Below are 19,111 nucleotides of genomic sequence, written 5' to 3'. Positions count from 1 at the left end.
CCGCCCCCGGCGTCCGGGACGAGAGGCGTTCGGGTTGACTGTTCCCATGGACCTTCCGACCGTCGACCTGCCGGCCCTGCCGAGGTTGCTCGCCGCGCCCGCACCGGGCTGGGTCGAGACCACCGACGTGATCGTCGTCGGCTCCGGGGTCGCCGGGCTGACCGCCGCACTGCACCTGCGCGAGGCCGGCCTGCACGTCACCGTGGTCACCAAGGTCAACATCGACGAGGGTTCGACCCGGTGGGCGCAGGGCGGCATCGCGGCCGTGCTCGACCCGGCGGACACGCCGGCGGCGCACGCGTACGACACCGAGGTGGCCGGCGTCGGCCTCTGCGACCCGGCGGCGGTCCGGGTGCTGGTCGAGGAGGGCCCGACCCGGCTGCGCGAGCTGATGCGGATCGGGGCGGAGTTCGACCGCAACCCGGACGGCTCGCTCATGCTCACCCGCGAGGGCGGCCACCGGGCCGACCGGATCGTGCACGCCGGCGGCGACGCCACCGGGGCCGAGGTGCAGCGGGCGCTGCACGCCGCGGTGCGCCGCGACCCGTGGATCCGGCTGGTCGAGCACGCCCTGGTGCTGGACCTGCTGCGCGCCCCCGATGACGGGCCGAACGGGCTCGGGCGGGCCTGCGGGATCACCCTGCACGTGCTCGGTGAGGGCAGCGAGGACGGCGTGGGGGCCATCCTGGGCCGGGCCGTGGTGCTGGCCACCGGCGGGATGGGGCAGATCTTCGCGGCCACCACCAACCCGGCCGTCTCCACGGGCGACGGCGTGGCGCTCGCGCTGCGGGCCGGCGCGGCGGTCACCGACCTGGAGTTCGTGCAGTTCCACCCGACCGCGCTGATCGTGCCGGCCGGTGAACCGGGCGCGGGCCTCGCCCAGCAGCCGCTGGTCTCCGAGGCGCTGCGCGGCGAGGGCGCCCACCTGGTCGACGGCGACGGCAAGCGGTTCATGGTGGGCCAGCACGAGATGGCCGAGCTGGCGCCCCGCGACGTGGTGGCCAAGGGCATCCACCGGGTGCTGCTGGCCACCGGCGCGGACCACGTCTGGCTGGACGCCCGTCACCTCGGCGGCGACTTCCTGGCCCGGCGTTTCCCGACCATCGTGGCCTCCTGCCTGGCCATCGGGGTGGACCCGGCCGCCGACCTGATCCCGGTCGCCCCGGCCGCCCACTACGCCTCGGGCGGCGTCCGGACCGACCTGCGCGGCCACACCTCGATTCCCGGCCTGTACGCCTGCGGCGAGGTCGCCTGCACCGGCGTGCACGGCGCCAACCGGCTGGCCAGCAACTCGCTGCTGGAGGGACTGGTCTTCTCCCGCCGGATCGCCGAGGACATCGCCGCCGGGCTGCCCGAGCAGGCGAAACCGGCCGAGGTCGGCGCCTGGGTGGGCGGCCAGGGCTGGCTGGTGCCGGCGGGGGCCACGCACACCCTGCAGCGGGCCATGACCCGGGGCGCGGGCGTGCTGCGGTCGGCGCCGACGCTCGCCGGGACCGCCGCCACCCTCACCGAGCTGGGCCAGGCCCGGGGTGTGCCGCGCACCGCCGACTGGGAGGCGACGAACCTGCTCACCGTGGCGTCGACGCTGGTCGCCGCCGCGTACGCCCGCCGCGAGACCCGGGGCTGCCACTGGCGGGAGGACTTCCCGACGGCCGACGAGCGGTGGCGCGGCCACCTCGTGGCGGGGGTCGGAATCGAGGGCTTGTTGACCGAGCGCTGGGAGGATCAGCAGTGAGCGCGAGGAGTGAGCCGGTCCTGCGAGCCCCGCAGTCGCGAACGAAGGAGACGCAGTGAGGGAGTCGACGGAGCGGGAGCTGCGGGCCGCTGGCCTGGACCCGGAGCAGGTCCGGCGGGTGATCGTCGACGCGCTCACCGAGGATCTGGGCCCGGACTTCCTCGACGTGACGAGCGTCGCCACCATCCCGGACGCGCAGAACGACACCGCCGACCTGGTCGCCCGCGCCGACGGCGTGGTGGCCGGGCTGCCGGTGGCCGCGGCCGTGTTCGAGCTGGTGGGCGAGGTGACCGGGGCGGACCGTACCGTCGAGGTGTCGCTGGTGGCCCACGACGGGCAGCGGGTGGCGCGCGGCGACGTGCTGGCCACGGTGACCGGCCCCACCCGGCTGTTGCTCACCGCCGAGCGGACGGCGCTGAACCTGCTCTCCCGGATGTCCGGGGTGGCCACCCACACCCGGGCCTGGGCCGACGCGCTGGCCGGCACCAAGGCGACCGTGCTCGACACCCGCAAGACCACTCCGGGCCTGCGCGCCCTGGAGAAGTACGCGGTCCGCGCGGGCGGCGGCACCAACAAGCGGATGGGCCTGCACGACGTCGCCATGATCAAGGACAACCACAAGGTCGGCGCGGGTGGGATCGGCGCCGCCTTCCGCCGGGTGCGGGAGGCGTTCCCGGAGGTGCCGGTGCAGGTGGAGGTGGACACCCTGGCCGAGGCGGTGGAGGCCGTCGAGGCCGGCGCCGCCTTCCTGCTGCTGGACAACATGACCCCGGCGCAGCTGCGCGAGGTGGTGGCCGCGGTGGGCGACCGGGCGGAGCTGGAGGCGACCGGCGGGCTCACCCTGCCGGTGGCCGCCGAGTACGGGGCGACGGGCGTCGACTTCCTCTCGGTCGGCGCGCTGACCCACTCCTCGCCGATCCTGGACCTCGCGCTGGACCTGCGGGAGGAGTGACGGTCAGCTCAGCCGGGCGGTGAGCGCGGTGGCCGGCACCAGGTTGAAGATGACCTGACTCTCGGTGTCGTCCCGGGCGTCCAGCCCGTACTTGGCGCGGAAAAGCTGGAGTGCGCGGTGGTAGATCTCGGCCTCCAGCTCGTCGGCCTCGGCGAGGGCGAACGCCTGCCCGGCCGCCTCCGGCCGGTTCAGCAGCACCACGCTCAGCCCGGTCAGCCCGTGCCGGGCGACGTTGCGGACGAGGTCGCCGCCGGCGATGTACCAGGTGCCGTCCAGCCGGACGTAGCGGGCGTCGCAGGACTCCAGCTCGGTGTCGCCGCGGCGGAGGCAGACGTTGAGCGTCAGGCAGGCGTCGAGGTCGCGTACCGGGGCCGTCTCCCACAGCTCGCTGAACCGGTCGTCGACGAACTCGCCGAGCGGGGTGGAGACGAAGGCCTCCAGCTGCTGGGCGTCGAAGGTCTTGCCGTGCACGGGGAAGAACGAGATGAACGCCTTGTCGTCCCAGCGGTACATCTGGACCGAGGGTGCGGTGGCGTAGATCCGTACCCGGAGGCGCGAGCGGGCGGCTGGCGCGAGCTGCTGCTGGAGGCGACCGAAATGGTAGAGGTTGTTCATGATGGCGACGGCGGTGTCGGCGCGGCGCAGCTCCTCGGCGCGTAGCCGGACGGCGGGGGAGTCCGGGTCGAGCAGCAGCACCTTGACCGTGGCGCCGTTGGCCAGGGCGAAGCGCAGCGCGGCGAGGAACCGGGTGGTGTACGGCCCCTCCAGCATGCTGGTGAAGGTTTCCAGGATGGCGACCACCTCGCGGGACTGCGCCACCCGCTGGATCAGCGCGTCCCGGTCCAGCCGCGGGTGCTCGATGATGGTGGCGGTCCTGAGTTCCCGGAAGAGCGGGTTGAGCACCAGATAGGTCAGGAGCGTCATGATCAGGGCGGCGCCGACGTTGAGGTAGAGGTCGCCGCGGAAGGTCTGCCCGTGGCGTTGCCACGACTGCCCGGCCTGGACGATCATCCACAGCGCCCCACCGGCCAGCACCGCGAGCACCAGCACGTGCCGGCGACGGCGCAGCAGGGCACTGCGCCCCCGGACCCACCACGTCCTCGACATGTCCGCTCCCCGTCCGGCCGTGCCGTGGATAGAACCATGTTCATGCCGCGATGTGTTCAGGATACGGTTCGGCCGCCGCTGCGCGCCCGCCCGCACGGCGGTTGTCTAGGCTGCGATCGTGCTGCTCTGCATCGACATCGGGAACACCAACACCGTGCTGGCGACCTTCGACGGCGACAAGCTGGTGCACAACTGGCGGATCAAGACCGACGCCCGGTCCACCGCGGACGAGCTGGGCCTCATGTTCCGCGGGTTGCTGGCCGGTGACGCCGTGGAGATCACCGGGGTGGCCGCCTGCTCGACCGTGCCGGCCGCGCTGCGCTCGCTGCGCACCATGCTGGCCCGCTACTACGCCGACCTGCCCAGCGTGATCGTCGAGCCCGGCGTGCGCACCGGCGTGCAGCTCGCCATCGACAACCCCAAGGAGGTCGGCGCGGACCGGGTGGTCAACACCCTGGCCGCGTACACGCTCTACGGCGGGCCGTCGATCGTGGTGGACTTCGGCACCACCACCAACTTCGACGTGATCAGTGGCCGGGGTGAGTTCCTCGGCGGCGCGTTCGCGCCGGGCATCGAGATCTCCTTCGACGCGCTCGCGGCCCGCGCCGCCCAGCTCCGGAAGGTGGAGGCCACCCGGCCCCGCTCGGTGATCGGCAAGAACACCGTCGAGTGCCTCCAGGCCGGCCTCTACTTCGGCTTCGCCGGCCAGGTGGACCGGATCGTCGAGCGGATGACCGAGGAGCTGGGCGAGGTGAAGGCCGTGATCGCCACCGGCGGCCTGGCCTCGCTGGTGCTCAGCGAGTGCCGCACCATCACCCACCACGAGCCGATGATCACCTTGATCGGCCTGCGGATGGTCTACGAGCGCAACCTCTGAGCCTCAGCGGCGGCGGGAGCGGAGGACCAGAGTGCGGTAGGGCAGCTCGACCGTCGCGCGGCCGGCCAGGTCGGGGTGCGTGGCGAAGAGTTCGCGCAGCTCACGGTCGATCCGCGCCCGCTCGTCCGGCGCCGCGGTCAGCCAGTACGAGCGGGTGTGCAGCATGCCGACCACCTCGTCCGGGGTGAGCGTGGTCGCGTGGGCGAACTCGCCCAGCTCGACCGGCTCGAAGGCGGGGCCGAAGTCGGCGTACTTCTCGGTCACGTCGCCGGCGTTGTCGCCGAGGTGGGCGATCCGGGTCAGCTCCGCCACCCAGGCCACCCGCTCGTCCCGGACGTTCCAGAGCGGCGTGAACGTGCCGCCCGGCCGCAGCACCCGGGCGATCTCGGCGTGCGCCGGCTCCCGGTCGAACCAGTGGTAGGCCTGACCCACCACCACCGCGTCGGCCGACCCGTCGGGCAGCGGCACCGACTCGGCGCTGCCGGCCCGCGCCGTCGTGCCCGGGGTGGCGGCCGCGAGCTGCGCCCGCATCCCCGGATCCGGCTCCACGGGTACGACCTCAGCGCCCAGCGCGAGCACCCCGCGGGTGAGGATGCCGGTGCCCGCGCCGAGGTCCACCACCCGGGCCGGGGCGGCCAGCCCGTCCAGCGCCCAGCGCAACGCCGGTTCGGGATAGCGGGGGCGGAACCGGTCGTAGTCGGCGGCGGCGGCGCCGAAGGACAGTGCCGGGATGACGTCGACCATGAGGTGAGGCTAGTGCGGCGGCCGGCCGCGGGGGGGGTCAGCTACGGCGCGCGCGGGCGACGAGCGTGCGGTAGGGCAGGTTGATCGTGTCCCGGCCGGCCAGGTCCGGGTGGCCGGCGAGGAGGTCCCGCAGCTCCGCGTCGACCTCGCGGCGGCGCTCCGGTCCGGCGGTCAGGTAGTGCGAGCGGGTGCGCACCATGCCGAGCAGCTCGTCCGGGGTCAGCGTGGTGGCGTGGTCGAACTCGGCCCACCCGGGCGCCGCGAACCGGGTACCGAAGCCGGTCACGGTCTCGCGCAGGTGGTCGACGGTGTCGCCGATCTCGGCGATCCGGTTCAGCTCGGTCACCCAGCCGACCCGGTCGTCCCGGAGGTTCCACACCGCCGCGAAGATCCCGCCGGCCCGCAGCACCCGGGCGATCTCCGGGTGCGCCCGCTCCCGGTCGAACCAGTGGTACGCCTGGCCGACCAGCACGGCGTCCGCGTACCCGTCGGGCAGCGGGACCGACTCGGCGCTGCCCTGCCGGGCGGCGACGCCGGGCGTGGCGGCCTCGAACTGGGCGCGCATCGCCGGATCGGGCTCCACGGCGGTCACCTCGTGCCCGAGGGCGAGCAGGCCCCGGCTGACGATCCCGGTGCCGGCGCCCAGGTCGACGGTGCGGGCCGGCGGGGTGAGGTCGTCGAGCGCCCACCCCAGCGCGGCCTCGGGATAGCGGGGCCGGTAGCGGTCGTAGTCGGCGGCGGCCGCGCCGAACGAGAGGGCCTCAGTGGGGTCGGTCATGGCGGGCAGGTTATCCCGTAACGACCCGGCAGCCCCTTGAGTACGCTCGGGGCCTGACCCCGCCCGAATTCTCCGTCTGAGGAAGCGTGCCGTGACCGAGCAGAACGCCCTGCCAGTAGACCCCGCCGACGACCTTCCGGAGCAGATGAAGGTCCGCCGGGAGAAGCGGGACCGGATGCTCGCCGAGGGCGTCGAGCCGTACCCGGTCGGCTTCCCGCGGACCAGCACGCTGGCGAAGATCCGCGAGCGGTACGCCGAGCTGCCCACCGACACGGCCACCGGCGACCGGGTCTCGGTCACCGGCCGGGTGATCTTCGTGCGCAACACCGGCAAGCTCTGCTTCGCCACCCTGCGGGACGGCGACGGCACCGAACTCCAGGCGATGCTCTCGCTGGACCGGGTCGGCGCCGAGCGGCTGGACGACTGGAAGCGCCTGGTCGACCTGGGCGACCACGTCGGGGTGACCGGTGAGGTGATCACCAGCCGGCGCGGCGAGCTGTCGGTGCTCGTCGAGGAGTGGGCGGTGACGGCGAAGGCCCTGCGCCCGCTGCCGGTGGCGCACAAGCCGCTCAGCGAGGAGGCCCGGGTCCGCCAGCGCTACGTGGACCTGGTGGTCCGCCCGCAGGCCCGGCAGATGGTCCGCACCCGGGCCGCCGCGGTGCGCAGCCTCCGGGACACCCTGCACGGGCAGGACTTCGTCGAGGTCGAGACGCCGATGCTCCAGTTGCTGCACGGCGGCGCGGCGGCCCGCCCATTCGTGACCCACAGCAATGCGTTGAACACCGATCTGTATCTGCGAATCGCGCCGGAACTGTTTCTGAAGCGCGCGGTCGTCGGTGGCGTCGACCGGGTCTTCGAGATCAACCGCAACTTCCGGAATGAGGGCATCGACTCCTCGCACTCGCCGGAGTTCGCGATGCTCGAGGCCTACCAGGCGTACGGCGACTACAACACCATGGCCGAGCTGACCCGGAATCTCGTGCAGCAGGCCGCTCTCGCGGTCGCCGGCTCGACGGTGGTCACCCACGCCGACGGCCGCGAGTTCGATCTGGGCGGCGAGTGGCGCTCGGTGTCGCTGTTCGGTGTTCTTTCCGAAGCGCTCGGTGAGGAGGTCACCGTCCGCACCGAAAGGTCACGCCTGGTCGAGTACGCGGACAAGGTCGGCCTCTCCGTCGACCCGAAGTGGGGCCCGGGCAAGCTGGCCGAGGAGTTGTTCGAGGAGTTGGTGGTCCCGTCGCTCCGGGCGCCCACCTTCGTCCGCGACTACCCGGAGGAGACCAGCCCGCTGACCCGGGCCCACCGCACCGAGCCGGGCCTGGCCGAGAAGTGGGACCTCTACGTGCTCGGTTTCGAGCTGGGGACCGCGTACTCGGAGCTGGTGGACCCGGTGGTGCAGCGGGAGCGGCTGGTGGCCCAGGCGCAGCTCGCGGCGCGGGGCGACGACGAGGCCATGCGGCTGGACGAGGACTTTCTCCGGGCGATGGAGTACGGAATGCCGCCGGCCGGTGGTATGGGAATGGGAATCGACCGGCTCCTGATGGCGCTGACCGGCCTGGGAATTCGGGAAACCATCCTGTTCCCGTTGGTCCGGCCCGAGTAGCACACAAGCTTCTCCGGGTCGTTACCGCGTCCTATTGACGGAGCGAGCGGCGGGCGGGCTATTGTGCTCCTGTATTGCAGGAGCACAACCCTGCTCGAAAGGAATGTGGGACGTGGCCAAGCAGATCATTCACAAGCTGGTCGATGACCTGGACGGCGGGGACGCTGACGAGACCGTCAAGTTCGCGCTCGACGGTGTGCAGTACGAGATCGACCTCTCCGCTTCCAACGCTGAAAAATTGCGCGACGTATTCGCGCAGTACATCGGGCACGGCACGAAGGTCGGCCGCGGCGGGGTGGTCGTGGGTGGCCGGGCTGCCCGGGGACGTGGCGGCGCGACCGCCGACCGCGAGCAGAACAAGGCGATCCGGGCCTGGGCCAAGAAGGCCGGCAAGGACATCTCCGACCGGGGGCGCATCCCGCAGGAGATCGTGGACGAGTACCACGCGAAGGCGGGGCACTGACCCCGACGACCCCCGCAGCGGGCGACACGACGCCGGACCGGAGTGCCTCTCCGGGCCGGCGTCGCCGTTTCCGCCCGCCTGCGCCGTCTGTCCGGTCCCGTGCCGGGCGGGTGCGCGGCGTCGCCGGGCGCGGGAAGAAACCCGCGTCCCGCGCCGTTGTCCACAGGCGGTGGAGATTCTGTCCACAGGTTGTGGAAGACCGCGGCCGGGCGCCCCCGCTCCCGCTCCAGCCCCTCGACCGGGCTTTTCCACCGGCGGTCGAATTTCGCTCTGCGCGTACAGGCGGGGGTACCGGAACACCTCCTGAGCGCGGACGGTTGTCAGAAACGACGCGTGAACGGCCATTCGCGGGGACACACGACCTCAGCGGAGTCGGTCCGCGGCGATAGAGTAAGGAGGCACGGACGCCCGTCCCGGACGTCCGCGCACCGGCCCCGCCGAGATCTGACCATCAAGGCGCACGGCACGTGAGGAGCACGAGGGCATGTTCGAGCGGTTCACCGACCGAGCGCGACGGGTTGTCGTCCTGGCCCAAGAAGAGGCCCGGATGCTCAACCACAACTACATCGGTACGGAGCACATCCTGCTGGGCCTGATCCACGAGGGTGAGGGTGTCGCGGCAAAGGCCCTGGAGAGCCTCGGCATCTCCCTCGAGGGCGTCCGTCAGCAGGTCGAGGAGATCATCGGCCAGGGCCAGCAGGCACCGAGCGGGCACATCCCGTTCACGCCGCGGGCCAAGAAGGTGCTGGAGCTGTCGCTGCGCGAGGCGCTGCAGCTCGGCCACAACTACATCGGCACGGAGCACATCCTGCTCGGCCTGATCCGTGAGGGCGAGGGCGTCGCCGCCCAGGTGCTGGTCAAGCTCGGCGCCGACCTCAACCGGGTCCGCCAGCAGGTGATCCAGCTGCTCTCCGGCTACCAGGGCAAGGAGCCGGCCGCGGCGGGCGCCGCGCCGGGCGAGGCCGCGCCGTCGACCAGCCTCGTGCTGGACCAGTTCGGCCGGAACCTGACCCAGGCCGCCCGCGAGGGCAAGCTCGACCCGGTCATCGGGCGCGAGAAGGAAATCGAGCGGGTCATGCAGGTGCTCTCCCGCCGGACCAAGAACAACCCGGTCCTGATCGGTGAGCCCGGCGTCGGCAAGACCGCCGTGGTGGAGGGCCTGTCCCAGAAGATCATCAAGGGCGAGGTGCCCGAGACGCTGAAGGACAAGCAGCTCTACACCCTCGACCTCGGTGCCCTGGTCGCCGGTTCCCGCTACCGCGGTGACTTCGAGGAGCGCCTCAAGAAGGTGCTCAAGGAGATCCGCACCCGCGGCGACATCATCCTGTTCATCGACGAGATCCACACCCTGGTGGGTGCGGGTGCCGCCGAGGGCGCGATCGACGCCGCCAGCATCCTCAAGCCGATGCTGGCCCGCGGCGAGCTGCAGACCATCGGCGCCACCACGCTCGACGAATACCGCAAGCACCTGGAGAAGGACGCCGCTCTCGAGCGCCGCTTCCAGCCGATCCAGGTGGGTGAGCCCTCGCTGGCCCACACCATCGAGATCCTCAAGGGCCTGCGGGACCGCTACGAGGCGCACCACCGCGTCTCGATCACCGACGCAGCTCTCGTTGCTGCCGCAACTCTGGCCGATAGGTACATCTCCGACCGCTTCCTGCCGGACAAGGCGATCGACCTGATCGACGAGGCCGGCGCCCGGATGCGCATCCGCCGGATGACCGCGCCGCCAGACCTGCGTGACTTCGACGAGCGGATCGCCCAGGTCCGCCGCGACAAGGAGTCCGCGATCGACGCGCAGGACTTCGAGCGGGCCGCGCAGCTCCGTGACAAGGAGAAGCAGCTCCTCGGCCAGAAGGCCCAGCGGGAGAAGGAGTGGAAGGCCGGTGACCTGGACGTCGTCAGCGAGGTCGACGACGAGCAGATCGCCGAGGTGCTCGGCAACTGGACCGGCATCCCGGTCTACAAGCTGACCGAGGAGGAGACCTCGCGCCTGCTGCGCATGGAGGACGAGCTGCACAAGCGCGTCATCGGCCAGGAGGACGCGGTCAAGGCGGTCTCGAAGGCGATCCGGCGCACCCGGGCCGGCCTGAAGGACCCGAAGCGCCCGTCCGGCTCGTTCATCTTCGCCGGCCCGTCCGGCGTCGGTAAGACCGAGCTCTCCAAGGCGCTCGCCGACTTCCTGTTCGGCAGCGAGGACGCCCTCATCCAGCTCGACATGTCCGAGTTCCACGACCGGTACACGGTGTCCCGGCTGGTGGGTGCCCCTCCCGGCTACGTCGGCTACGACGAGGGCGGGCAGCTGACCGAGAAGGTGCGTCGCCGGCCGTTCTCGGTGGTCCTCTTCGACGAGATCGAGAAGGCCCACCCGGACGTGTTCAACACGCTCCTCCAGATCCTGGAGGACGGGCGGCTCACCGACGGCCAGGGCCGGATCGTGGACTTCAAGAACACGGTCATCATCCTGACCACCAACCTCGGCACGCGGGACGTCGCCAAGGCGGTGTCGCTGGGCTTCCAGGCCTCTGACGACTCCGAGTCGAACTACGACCGGATGAAGCAGAAGGTCAACGACGAGCTCAAGCAGCACTTCCGGCCCGAGTTCCTGAACCGGATCGACGACACCATCGTCTTCCACCAGCTGCGCGAGAACGAGATCCTCCAGATCGTGGACATCATGATCGCCCGGATCGAGTCGCAGCTCAGGAACAAGGACATGGGCCTGGAGCTGACCGACAACGCCAAGAAGTACCTGGCGAAGAAGGGCTTCGACCCGGTGCTGGGCGCGCGGCCGCTGCGTCGCACGATCCAGCGCGACATCGAGGACAACCTGTCCGAGCGGATCCTCTTCAACGAGCTGACCCCGGGTCAGATCGTGGTGGTGGACTGCGAGGGCGACCCGAGCGACATCGACAAGTCCAAGCTCGTCTTCCGGGGCGCCGACCGGCCGGTGGCCGTTCCGGACGCGGTCCCGGCGGACCTCGGCGGCACCGCCGCCACGGGCGCGGACGACGCGGCGTAAGTTCGGGCAACCGATCGAGGGCGACGGCCCCGGCAGGCGAGAGCCGCCGGGGCCGTCGCCTTTCCCGTGCATGATCGACTCCAGCTCGGCGAGGTGGCGCTTTCCGGGCCGCCCGGATGCCGCCACATCGGCGAGCCGGTGTCCAGCCAGCCAGCCAGCCGGATCGGCCCGGTGCCGACGCCGAGCGGGTCAGGGGCAGGGGAGCGGGACCGGGGGGCCGTCGCCGGTGAGCCGGAAGGACTCCTCGCCGACCGGCTCGACCAGGCCATCGGTGACCAGTCCGGCCAGGGCACGGGCCCGCTGCACGTCGTCGTGCCAGACCTGGTCCAGCCGCTGGTGCGGCACCGGCCCGGAGGCGTCGCGGAGCACCGCGAGGAGCAGGCCGCGCACCTGGCGGTCGGTGCCGACGTAGCGCTGGGGGCGGCGGGTCGGGCCGGCGGGTGCCGGCTGGCCGGAGGCCCGCCAGGCACAGCTCGACTCGACGGGGCAAACCCCGCAGCGCGGTGCCCGGGCGGTGCAGACGACCGCGCCGAGTTCCATGAATGCCGCACTGGCCAGGGCCGCCGCGGCGGGCTCGACGGGCAACAGCTCCTCGGTGGCGACCAGGTCGGCGGGGCGGGTGGCGGGCCCGGCGTCGGGTTCGCCGGCGATCGCCCGGCACACCACCCGCCGGACGTTGGTGTCGACCACCGGGTGCCGCTGCCCGTAGGCGAAGGCCGCCACCGCCCGCGCCGTGTACGTGCCGACCCCGGGCAGTGCCAGCAGCTGGTCGAGCCGCTCCGGCACCTCGCCGCCGTGCCGTTCCACGATGGCCACCGCGCAGTCGCGCAGGCGTACGGCCCGGCGGGGGTAGCCGAGCCGGCCCCACATCCGGATCGCCTCGGCCGGCGTGTCCTCCGCCAGCGCGGCCGGGATCGGCCAGCGGGACAGCCACGCCTCCCAGGCGGGCAGCACCCGGACCACGGGTGTCTGCTGGAGCATGACCTCGCTGACCAGGATCGCCCAGGCCCCGATCCCCGGCTCGCGCCAGGGCAGGTCGCGGGCGTTGCGCTCGTACCACCGGCTGACCAGGGTGGCGAAGGTGGGCTCAGACATCGCGCCGCCAAGGATGTCACGGGTGGCTTTCCCGCGGGTTGGGCGGGGCGGGCGGGCCGTCGCGGGCGGCCGGCGGCGACGGGGCAGAATGTCCGGATGAACGAGCTCGCGATCACCGTCATCGGCCGGGACCGGCCGGGCATCGTGGCCGACGTCGCCGAGGTCCTCGCGCGGCTCGGCGCGAACCTCACCGACTCGACGATGACCCGGTTGCGGGGACACTTCGCGATGACGTTGATCTGCGTGGGCCCGGCCGCCGCCGACGTCGAGGCCGCGCTGGCCCCGCTCGCCGCCGACGGTCAGCTGCTGGCCACCGTACGTGCCGTCACCCCCGACGGGCAGGCCGCGCCCGGCGGCGAGCCGCACGTCATGGCGGTGCACGGCGCGGACCGGATGGGCATCGTCGCGGCGATGACCCGGGTGCTGGCCGACGCGGGCGGCAACGTGACCGACCTGAGCACCCGGTTGACCGGTTCGCTGTACGTGGTGGTCGCCGAGGTCGAGTTGCCGCCGGGCAGCGCCGACGAGGTGGCCGGCCGGCTCGCCCGTACGGCCGCGGAGCTGGGCGTGGGGGTCAGCCTCCGCCCGGCTGACACGGACCTGCTGTGACCGGGGAGGAGTACGCCGGGCTGGGCGGCTGGACACCGGAGAAACTCGACGTCCCCGGGGCCGTACGTCCGGTCGTGGCCGCGCCCGACCCGGTGCTCAGCCGGCCCGGCCCGGCGGTCGACCCCACCTCGGCCGAGATCGTCCAACTGGCCGCCGACCTGGTCGCCACCATGCGGGTGTCGCCGGGCTGCGTGGGCCTGGCCGCGCCGCAGGTCGGGGTGAGCGCCCAGGTGTTCGCGGTGGACGTGACCGGGCACCCGAAGGCGATCACCGTGCACGGGGCTTTCGTGCTGTGCAACGCCACGGTGGTGGAGGCGAGCCGCTGGAAGGCCGGGCGGGAGGGCTGCATGTCGGTGCCCGACCTGACCGGTGACGTGAAGCGGGCCAGCCGGCTGGTGGTGGAGGGTGTGCTGCCGGGCAGCGGGGACCCGGTGCGGTTGGTGACCGACGGGTTCGAGGCGCGGGCGCTCCAGCACGAGATCGACCACTGCGCCGGCCTGCTCTTCCTGGACCGGGTGGCCGGGGCGCACGCCGTCTACCAGCGCAAGGTCTACCTCTGACGGGCCGTGGTCCGGCGGCGCCGCTCGGTGACCTCCGAAGTCCATTGTGGAGCACTGCGGGACCGGGCCGAAGGGCCTCCGGCGCGTCGCGCCAGCGGGCCGGGCGTCGCGCCGTTACGGTGAACGCATCATGCGTATGACGGTCGGCCCGCTGCCTCCCGCCGTGTACTGGCGGCGTCGAGCCGTCGTCTTCGGAGCCGGGCTGCTTTTCCTGATTGTCCTGCTCTATTCGTGCACCGGCACCGACCGCAACGGCGCCCCGACCGGCAAGGCGGGGGGCAACGCGGGAGGCACGCCGTCGGCGGCCGCTCCCGGCCCGACCGGTTCGCTGCTGACCCCGCAGTCCACCAGCCCGTCGCCCACCCCGGGTGAGTCGGGCGACGGCAACGGGACGAGCGACGGCGGCGGCACGGGCACCGACAACGGCGGCGGCCAGAACGGTGGCGGCACGAACGACGGCGGCGCGCCGGCCGCCCCGGTGGCCGACGACGGCACCTGCGCGGACTCGGAGCTCCAGGTGACGCCGGTGGCGCTGCCGGCCTCCGCGCAGCGGGGCACGGTGGTCACCCTGCGCCTCAAGGTCAAGAACATCTCGGAGCGCACGTGCAGCCGGGACGTCGGGGCCGACCTGCAGGAGCTCTACATCAAGGCCGGCGCGGCGAAGGTCTGGTCGTCGGACACCTGCGGCACCGGCAAGGGTTCCGACGTGCAGTCGTTCACGCCGAACTTCGAGCGCTCCTACGAGCTGGGCTGGAACGGGCGGGACGTGAGCGCCTGCAAGAACGGCGTGGCCGCCGGCCCGTACGCCCCGATCGGCACGTACCAGCTCTTCGCCCGGGTGGGCACCAAGCTCGGCGAGCCGGTGAAGCTCACCATCACCGGCTGACCGGGGTCAGACGTAGCGTTCCAGGATGGACGCCTCGGCGAGCCGGGACAGCCCCTCACGCACACCGCGGGCGCGGGCGTCGCCCACCCCCTCGACCGCCTGGAGGTCCTCCACGGTCGCACCCAGCAGGCGCTGGAGGCTGCCGAAGTGCACCACCAGCCGGTCCACCACGGCCGCCGGAAGCCGGGGCACCTTGGCCAGCAGGCGGAAACCGCGCGGGCTCACGGCGGCGTCGAGCGCGTCGGAGGCGGACGGGTAGCCGATCGCCTTGGCCACCGCGACCAGGTCGATCAGCTCGGTGGCGCTGAGCAGGTCCAGCTCGACCAGCGCCTCGTCGAGGGTGCGCGACTTCCGGCCCACCGGCAGGTAGTCCCGGATGACGAGAGTGCGGTCGGCGTCCACCCCGGCCATCAGCTCGTCGAGCTGGAGGGCGAGGAGGCGACCGTCGGTGCCCAGCTCCACGACGTAGCCGGCGATCTCGTCGGCGATCCGCCGGACCATCTCCAGCCGCTGCACCACGGCCACGGCGTCGCGGACGGTGACCAGGTCCTCGATCTCCAGGGCGGAGAGCGTGCCGGAGACCTCGTCCAGCCGGAGCTTGTAGCGCTCGAGGGTGGCCAGCGCCTGGTTGGCCCGGGAGAGGATCGCCGCCGAGTCGTCCAGCACGTGCCGCTGGCCGTTGACGTAGAGGCTGATGATCCGCATGGACTGGCTGACCGAGATCACCGGGTAGCCGGTCTGGCGGGCAACCCGCTCCGCGGTGCGGTGCCGGGTGCCGGACTCCTCGGTGGGGATCGACGGGTCGGGCATGAGGTGCACCGCGGCCCGCACGATCCGGGTGCCGTCGCTGGACAGCACCACGGCGCCGTCCATCTTGCACAGCTCACGGACCCGGGTCGCGGAGAACTCGACGTCGAGCGGGAAGCCGCCGGTGCAGATCTGCTCGACGATCTTGTCGTAGCCGAGCACGATCAGCGCGCCCGTGCGGCCGCGCAGGATCCGCTCCAGGCCGTCGCGCAGCGCGGTGCCCGGCGCCATGAGGGCGAGGTTCGCCCGCAACGGGTCGCCGCCGGCCCCGCCGACGCTTCCGGTGACGCTCACGCTGATGGAACGGGTGGGGGAGCCCACGGCGCCGGTGCGGGCGTGCGGCGTCGTCGCGGCGGGCTTGGTGGCATCGCGGTCGATCGGCACGGGCACAGTCTACGGACTGCGGTGCGGTGGGTGCTCTCGTGGTTACTGTGATGTGTCACGATGTCCCGCTCCCCCGGTCGCCGACCGGGTGCGCCGGCTGTCCGGAATCGCCCGGCCGGTCCCACCGCACGTCTACCGACCGTCACTCCGCCGACGCGCGCGCGGCAGCCTGGAGGGCTGCCCGGACGTCGGTGACCTCCGTCACCCGCATGTTCTCCGGGGCCACCCCGCTGCTGCCCGGGCCGCAGCCGGGCGGCACGAGGGCCTGCCGGAAGCCGAGCCGGGCGGCCTCGGCCAGCCGGCGGGGAACCGCCCCGACCCGGCGCACCTCGCCGGTCAGCCCCACCTCGCCGATGGCCACCAGCTGCGGGTTGAGGGCCAGGTTGAGCCCGCCGGAGGCGACCGCCAGGGCCACGGCCAGGTCGGCCGCCGGCTCGACCACCCGGATGCCGCCCACCGTGGCGGCGAAGACCTCTCGGTCGTGCAGCGTCAGCCGCTCGGTGCGCCGCTGGAGCACCGCGAGCACCATGGCCAGCCGGGCGCCGTCCAGCCCGGAGACCGTGCGCCGGGGGGAGCCGGCGACCGTGGCGCCGATCAGCGCCTGCACCTCGGTGACCAGGGCCCGCCGACCCTCCATGGCCACCGTCACGCAGGTGCCCGGCACCGGCTCGGAGTAGCGGGTCAGGAAGAGGCCGGACGGGTCGGCCAGGCTGCTGATGCCGCCCTCGTGCATCTCGAAGCAGCCCACCTCGTCGGCCGCGCCGAACCGGTTCTTCACCCCCCGGACCATGCGCAGCGAGGAGTGCTTGTCGCCCTCGAAGTGCAGCACCACGTCGACCAGGTGCTCCAGCACCCGGGGGCCGGCGACCTGGCCGTCCTTGGTGACGTGCCCGACCAGCACGGTGGCGACGCCGCGCTCCTTGGCGACCGCGACCAGCGCCGCGGTGACCGCCCGGACCTGGGTGACCCCACCCGGAACGCCCTCGGTGCCGGTCGTGGAGATCGTCTGCACCGAGTCGAGGACCAGCAGCCCCGGCTTGACCGCGTCGAGGTGGCCGAGCACCGCCGACAGGTCGCTCTCGGCGGCCAGGTAGAGCTGATCGTGCAGGGTGCCCATCCGCTCGGCGCGCAGCCGCACCTGGCTGACCGACTCCTCACCGCTGACCACCAGCGACGGGCTGCCCGCGTTGGCCGCCCACTGCTGGGCAACGTCGAGCAGCAGGGTGGACTTGCCGACCCCCGGCTCGCCGGCGAGCAGCACCACCGCGCCGGGGACCAGGCCACCGCCGAGCACCCGGTCGAGCTCGCTGACGCCGGTGGCCCGGGCCCGGGCGGGCGCGGCGCTGATGGTGGCGATCGGGCGGGCCGGCTCGGCGGGCATCCGGGAGCTGACCACCCGGCCGGAGACCAGCGGGCCGCTCACCGTGCACTCGACCACCGAGCCCCACTCGCCGCACTCCGGGCAGCGCCCGACCCACTTGGGAGGCTGGTGGCCGCAGGCGTCGCACTCGTAGGCCGGGCGGGGCTCACGGGCGGCGGCGCGGCCGCGACCGGCGGCGGGTCGGGGCGAGGCGGATCGGGGCGTGCTCACCCCAGGACGCTAACCGGACGGTACGACGAAAGCCCACCCGGAAACGGCGACACCGCCGGCGTGGCGCTGGCCACGGCGGCGGTGTCGTCGACGATCGCTGGGACGGTCAGCTGTGGCCGCCGCCCTCGTTGCCGCCCTCCTCCAGGCCACCGGGGTGCCCGGCGCCACCCTCCTCGCGCGGCTGCACCACGGGCGAGGCGGGCGCCGGCGGGGTCAGCGGGACGCCGACGGGCGCACCGGTCTTGATCACCTTGCCGCCGCCGAAGTCGAAGGTCAGGTTGACCCGCTGGCCGACGAGCAGGTCCTCGTTCAGGCCGACAAGCTGGAGGAACTGCGGGCTGTTGCTGGTGAGCTGGAGGTAGCTCAGGGCCGGGATCTCGAACCGCGCCGGCCGGCCGGCCGGGGCCGAGCTGGCGGACGGCGACGGGTTGGCCGAGGCCGATCCGCTGGCCGAGGCGGAGCCGCTGGCCGACGGCGACTCCTCGGTGCCGAGCGACTGGCTCGGCGAGGCGCTCGGGTCGGTCGCGGTGGGCGACGCGGAGGCCGGCTCGGTCGGCGAGCCGGTCGGGGTGGCCTCGTCGCTGCCCGCCCCGGCGCCGCTGAGCAGGATCTCCCGCGCGCTGTCGGTGGTGACGGTCACGGTCACCGGCTCCCGGCTGTCGTTGTAGACCACGACGTTGACCCGGGCCTGCGCACCCGCCTTGTAGCCCTCGGGGCCGGGGAACTCCAGGTAGAGGCCGCGCACCTTGTAGAGGTTGTCGGGGGTCTGGACGTTGACGCCCTGCACCGACGGGATCTTGTTGGCGGTCTCGGCCACCTGGCCGGCGCCACACCCGGTCAGCAGCAGGCTCGCTGCCGCCGCCGTACCGGCCAGCAACAGGGCCGCCCGCCGGGAACCCCTGATCGAGCGCGTCACGTCGGTCCTCCTCGTCACGATCCCCACCCGGCCGGACGCCGGACACGGGGTGGCCATACCCGCGCAGACCGCGCTCCAGGGTAGTTGGAGCTGATCGAGGCCCGCACGCCGACCCGGTATTGCCACCTTCGAGGGGACCGGTCAGACGACCCGACCGCTCGCCACCAGGAGCACCACATCGATCAGGGCCACCACCATCACCGCCCGGAAGGCGGCCACCGGTCGGGCGCCGTCCCCGGTCGCCGTGCGGCCGGCGTACCAGCCGAGGGCCGGGACCCCGGCGGCGGCGGCGACCGCCGCCAACCCGGCCCACGACGGCGGTCCGGGTGGGCCGACGACCAGCGCCACGGTGGCCGCGAGGAGCAGCCCGGCGGCGGCCACCCGGCTGCCCGCCGGCCCGAGCCGGTGGGGCAGCCCCCGCACCCCGGTCCGCGCGTCGTCGGCCAGGTCCGGCAGCACGTTGGCGAAGTGCGCCCCGGCGCCCAGCAGCGCCGCGGCGGCGACCAACCAGACCGGTGGCGGGGGCGCGCCCGGCAGGGCCAGCACCACGAAGGCCGGGAGCGCGCCGAACGACACCGCGTAGGGCAGCACCGAGACCGCGGTCGACTTCAGCGGCCAGTTGTAGAGCAGCGCCGAGACCAGGCCGAGGGTGGCGCAGAGCGCCGCTGCCGGACCCGCGGCCAGTGCCAGCAGCGGGGTGGCGACGGCGGCCGGCACGGTGGCGCGGGCCAGGACCCGCCGCGAGACCGCGCCGGTGGCCACCGGTTTGTCGGTACGCCCCACCGTGGCGTCCCGGTCGGCGTCGATCAGATCGTTGCTCCAGCCCACGGCGAGCTGGCTGGCCAGCACCGTGAGCGACACGACGGCGACCCCGCCCGGACCGTGCCCCACCGCCCGGGCGAGCAGTCCGGCCACCACGGTCACCGCGGCGGCCGGCTCCGGGTGGCTCGCCTTGACCAGCCCTAACACCGACATCGACATAAGG

Annotated in this window: 17 protein-coding genes; 9 read left to right on the top strand and 8 right to left on the bottom strand. The window is 73.1% G+C overall.

The features are described from left to right. Positions 1 to 46 precede the first annotated feature (46 nt). Together ABZS80_RS09640 and nadC are read left to right on the top strand one after the other, a co-directional pair. Positions 47 to 1,735 (top strand): L-aspartate oxidase, encoded by a 1,689-nt coding sequence (locus ABZS80_RS09640; RefSeq protein ID WP_355055317.1) that lies wholly within the window; start codon positions 47 to 49, stop codon positions 1,733 to 1,735. A gap of 55 nt (positions 1,736 to 1,790) precedes the next feature. Beyond that, positions 1,791 to 2,687, top strand: a complete 897-nt coding sequence (gene nadC, locus ABZS80_RS09635) for a carboxylating nicotinate-nucleotide diphosphorylase (protein ID WP_355055316.1) — start codon at positions 1,791 to 1,793, stop codon at positions 2,685 to 2,687. A 3-nt stretch (positions 2,688 to 2,690) separates the two neighbouring features. Here the strand turns inward: nadC and ABZS80_RS09630 are convergent, their stop codons facing one another. Further along, complete coding sequence (locus ABZS80_RS09630) at positions 2,691 to 3,794, bottom strand: hypothetical protein (RefSeq protein ID WP_355055315.1); 1,104 nt, start codon at positions 3,792 to 3,794, stop codon at positions 2,691 to 2,693. Between the two features lie 118 nt (positions 3,795 to 3,912). Between ABZS80_RS09630 and ABZS80_RS09625 the strand changes: the two genes are divergently transcribed. Next, positions 3,913 to 4,671: a type III pantothenate kinase gene (locus ABZS80_RS09625; RefSeq protein ID WP_151462164.1), complete on the top strand. Its 759-nt coding sequence runs from the start codon at positions 3,913 to 3,915 to the stop codon at positions 4,669 to 4,671. Positions 4,672 to 4,674: 3 nt separating this feature from the next. Here ABZS80_RS09625 and ABZS80_RS09620 read toward each other — a convergent pair whose 3' ends face one another. Both ABZS80_RS09620 and ABZS80_RS09615 read right to left on the bottom strand, forming a co-directional pair. Beyond that, positions 4,675 to 5,415: a class I SAM-dependent methyltransferase gene (locus ABZS80_RS09620; RefSeq protein WP_355055314.1), complete on the bottom strand. Its 741-nt coding sequence runs from the start codon at positions 5,413 to 5,415 to the stop codon at positions 4,675 to 4,677. Positions 5,416 to 5,452: 37 nt separating this feature from the next. Continuing rightward, positions 5,453 to 6,193, bottom strand: a complete 741-nt coding sequence (locus ABZS80_RS09615) for a class I SAM-dependent methyltransferase (protein ID WP_355055313.1) — start codon at positions 6,191 to 6,193, stop codon at positions 5,453 to 5,455. A 91-nt stretch (positions 6,194 to 6,284) separates the two neighbouring features. Between ABZS80_RS09615 and lysS the strand changes: the two genes are divergently transcribed. From lysS to ABZS80_RS09600, 3 genes are all read left to right on the top strand, one after another. Further along, positions 6,285 to 7,793 carry a lysine--tRNA ligase gene (lysS, locus tag ABZS80_RS09610; RefSeq protein WP_355055312.1) on the top strand — a complete coding sequence of 503 codons (1,509 nt, stop codon included), beginning with the start codon at positions 6,285 to 6,287 and terminating at the stop codon, positions 7,791 to 7,793. A 112-nt stretch (positions 7,794 to 7,905) separates the two neighbouring features. Further along, positions 7,906 to 8,256 carry an Lsr2 family protein gene (locus tag ABZS80_RS09605; protein ID WP_355055311.1) on the top strand — a complete coding sequence of 117 codons (351 nt, stop codon included), beginning with the start codon at positions 7,906 to 7,908 and terminating at the stop codon, positions 8,254 to 8,256. A gap of 484 nt (positions 8,257 to 8,740) precedes the next feature. Continuing rightward, positions 8,741 to 11,278 (top strand): ATP-dependent Clp protease ATP-binding subunit, encoded by a 2,538-nt coding sequence (locus ABZS80_RS09600; RefSeq protein WP_355055310.1) that lies wholly within the window; start codon positions 8,741 to 8,743, stop codon positions 11,276 to 11,278. 189 nt (positions 11,279 to 11,467) lie between these two features. Here ABZS80_RS09600 and ABZS80_RS09595 read toward each other — a convergent pair whose 3' ends face one another. Further along, complete coding sequence (locus ABZS80_RS09595) at positions 11,468 to 12,373, bottom strand: A/G-specific adenine glycosylase (protein WP_355055309.1); 906 nt, start codon at positions 12,371 to 12,373, stop codon at positions 11,468 to 11,470. A gap of 96 nt (positions 12,374 to 12,469) precedes the next feature. Between ABZS80_RS09595 and ABZS80_RS09590 the strand changes: the two genes are divergently transcribed. The 3 genes from ABZS80_RS09590 (at position 12,470) to ABZS80_RS09580 (ending at position 14,428) form a co-directional block, all read left to right on the top strand. Continuing rightward, complete coding sequence (locus ABZS80_RS09590; protein WP_355055308.1) at positions 12,470 to 12,982, top strand: ACT domain-containing protein; 513 nt, start codon at positions 12,470 to 12,472, stop codon at positions 12,980 to 12,982. Then, the gene (locus ABZS80_RS09585) at positions 12,979 to 13,542 is read left to right on the top strand and encodes a peptide deformylase (protein WP_355055307.1); all 564 of its coding nucleotides are present in this window, start codon (positions 12,979 to 12,981) and stop codon (positions 13,540 to 13,542) included. The genes ABZS80_RS09590 and ABZS80_RS09585 overlap by 4 nt, the downstream gene beginning before the upstream one ends. 130 nt (positions 13,543 to 13,672) lie before the next feature. Next, on the top strand, positions 13,673 to 14,428 hold the full coding sequence (locus ABZS80_RS09580; protein WP_355055306.1) for a hypothetical protein: 756 nt from the start codon (positions 13,673 to 13,675) through the stop codon (positions 14,426 to 14,428). Between the two features lie 6 nt (positions 14,429 to 14,434). Here ABZS80_RS09580 and disA read toward each other — a convergent pair whose 3' ends face one another. From disA to ABZS80_RS09560, 4 genes are all read right to left on the bottom strand, one after another. Further along, positions 14,435 to 15,619 (bottom strand): DNA integrity scanning diadenylate cyclase DisA, encoded by a 1,185-nt coding sequence (gene disA / locus ABZS80_RS09575; RefSeq protein ID WP_355055305.1) that lies wholly within the window; start codon positions 15,617 to 15,619, stop codon positions 14,435 to 14,437. A 142-nt stretch (positions 15,620 to 15,761) separates the two neighbouring features. Continuing rightward, positions 15,762 to 17,210, bottom strand: a complete 1,449-nt coding sequence (radA, locus tag ABZS80_RS09570) for a DNA repair protein RadA (protein WP_151462174.1) — start codon at positions 17,208 to 17,210, stop codon at positions 15,762 to 15,764. 106 nt (positions 17,211 to 17,316) lie between these two features. After that, positions 17,317 to 18,126 (bottom strand): hypothetical protein, encoded by an 810-nt coding sequence (locus tag ABZS80_RS09565; RefSeq protein WP_355055304.1) that lies wholly within the window; start codon positions 18,124 to 18,126, stop codon positions 17,317 to 17,319. Positions 18,127 to 18,267: 141 nt separating this feature from the next. After that, complete coding sequence (locus tag ABZS80_RS09560) at positions 18,268 to 19,107, bottom strand: UbiA family prenyltransferase (RefSeq protein ID WP_355055303.1); 840 nt, start codon at positions 19,105 to 19,107, stop codon at positions 18,268 to 18,270. Positions 19,108 to 19,111 lie beyond the last annotated feature (4 nt).

It is taken from the genome of Micromonospora sp. NPDC005305, assembly GCF_040607315.1.
Taxonomy (GTDB): domain Bacteria; phylum Actinomycetota; class Actinomycetes; order Mycobacteriales; family Micromonosporaceae; genus Micromonospora.
The sequence above is the reverse complement of the archived record's forward strand: the minus strand, read 5'-3'. Positions and strand labels throughout refer to the sequence as shown.

Coding starts and splice junctions, on each gene's coding strand:
- ABZS80_RS09640 (WP_355055317.1), top strand. CDS start 47: ATGGACCTTCCGACCGTCGACCTGCCGGCCCTGCCGAGGTTGCTCGCC.
- ABZS80_RS09630 (WP_355055315.1), bottom strand. CDS start 3,794: ATGTCGAGGACGTGGTGGGTCCGGGGGCGCAGTGCCCTGCTGCGCCGT.
- ABZS80_RS09620 (WP_355055314.1), bottom strand. CDS start 5,415: ATGGTCGACGTCATCCCGGCACTGTCCTTCGGCGCCGCCGCCGCCGAC.
- ABZS80_RS09615 (WP_355055313.1), bottom strand. CDS start 6,193: ATGACCGACCCCACTGAGGCCCTCTCGTTCGGCGCGGCCGCCGCCGAC.
- ABZS80_RS09600 (WP_355055310.1), top strand. CDS start 8,741: ATGTTCGAGCGGTTCACCGACCGAGCGCGACGGGTTGTCGTCCTGGCC.
- ABZS80_RS09595 (WP_355055309.1), bottom strand. CDS start 12,373: ATGTCTGAGCCCACCTTCGCCACCCTGGTCAGCCGGTGGTACGAGCGC.
- ABZS80_RS09590 (WP_355055308.1), top strand. CDS start 12,470: ATGAACGAGCTCGCGATCACCGTCATCGGCCGGGACCGGCCGGGCATC.
- ABZS80_RS09580 (WP_355055306.1), top strand. CDS start 13,673: ATGCGTATGACGGTCGGCCCGCTGCCTCCCGCCGTGTACTGGCGGCGT.
- ABZS80_RS09560 (WP_355055303.1), bottom strand. CDS start 19,107: ATGTCGATGTCGGTGTTAGGGCTGGTCAAGGCGAGCCACCCGGAGCCG.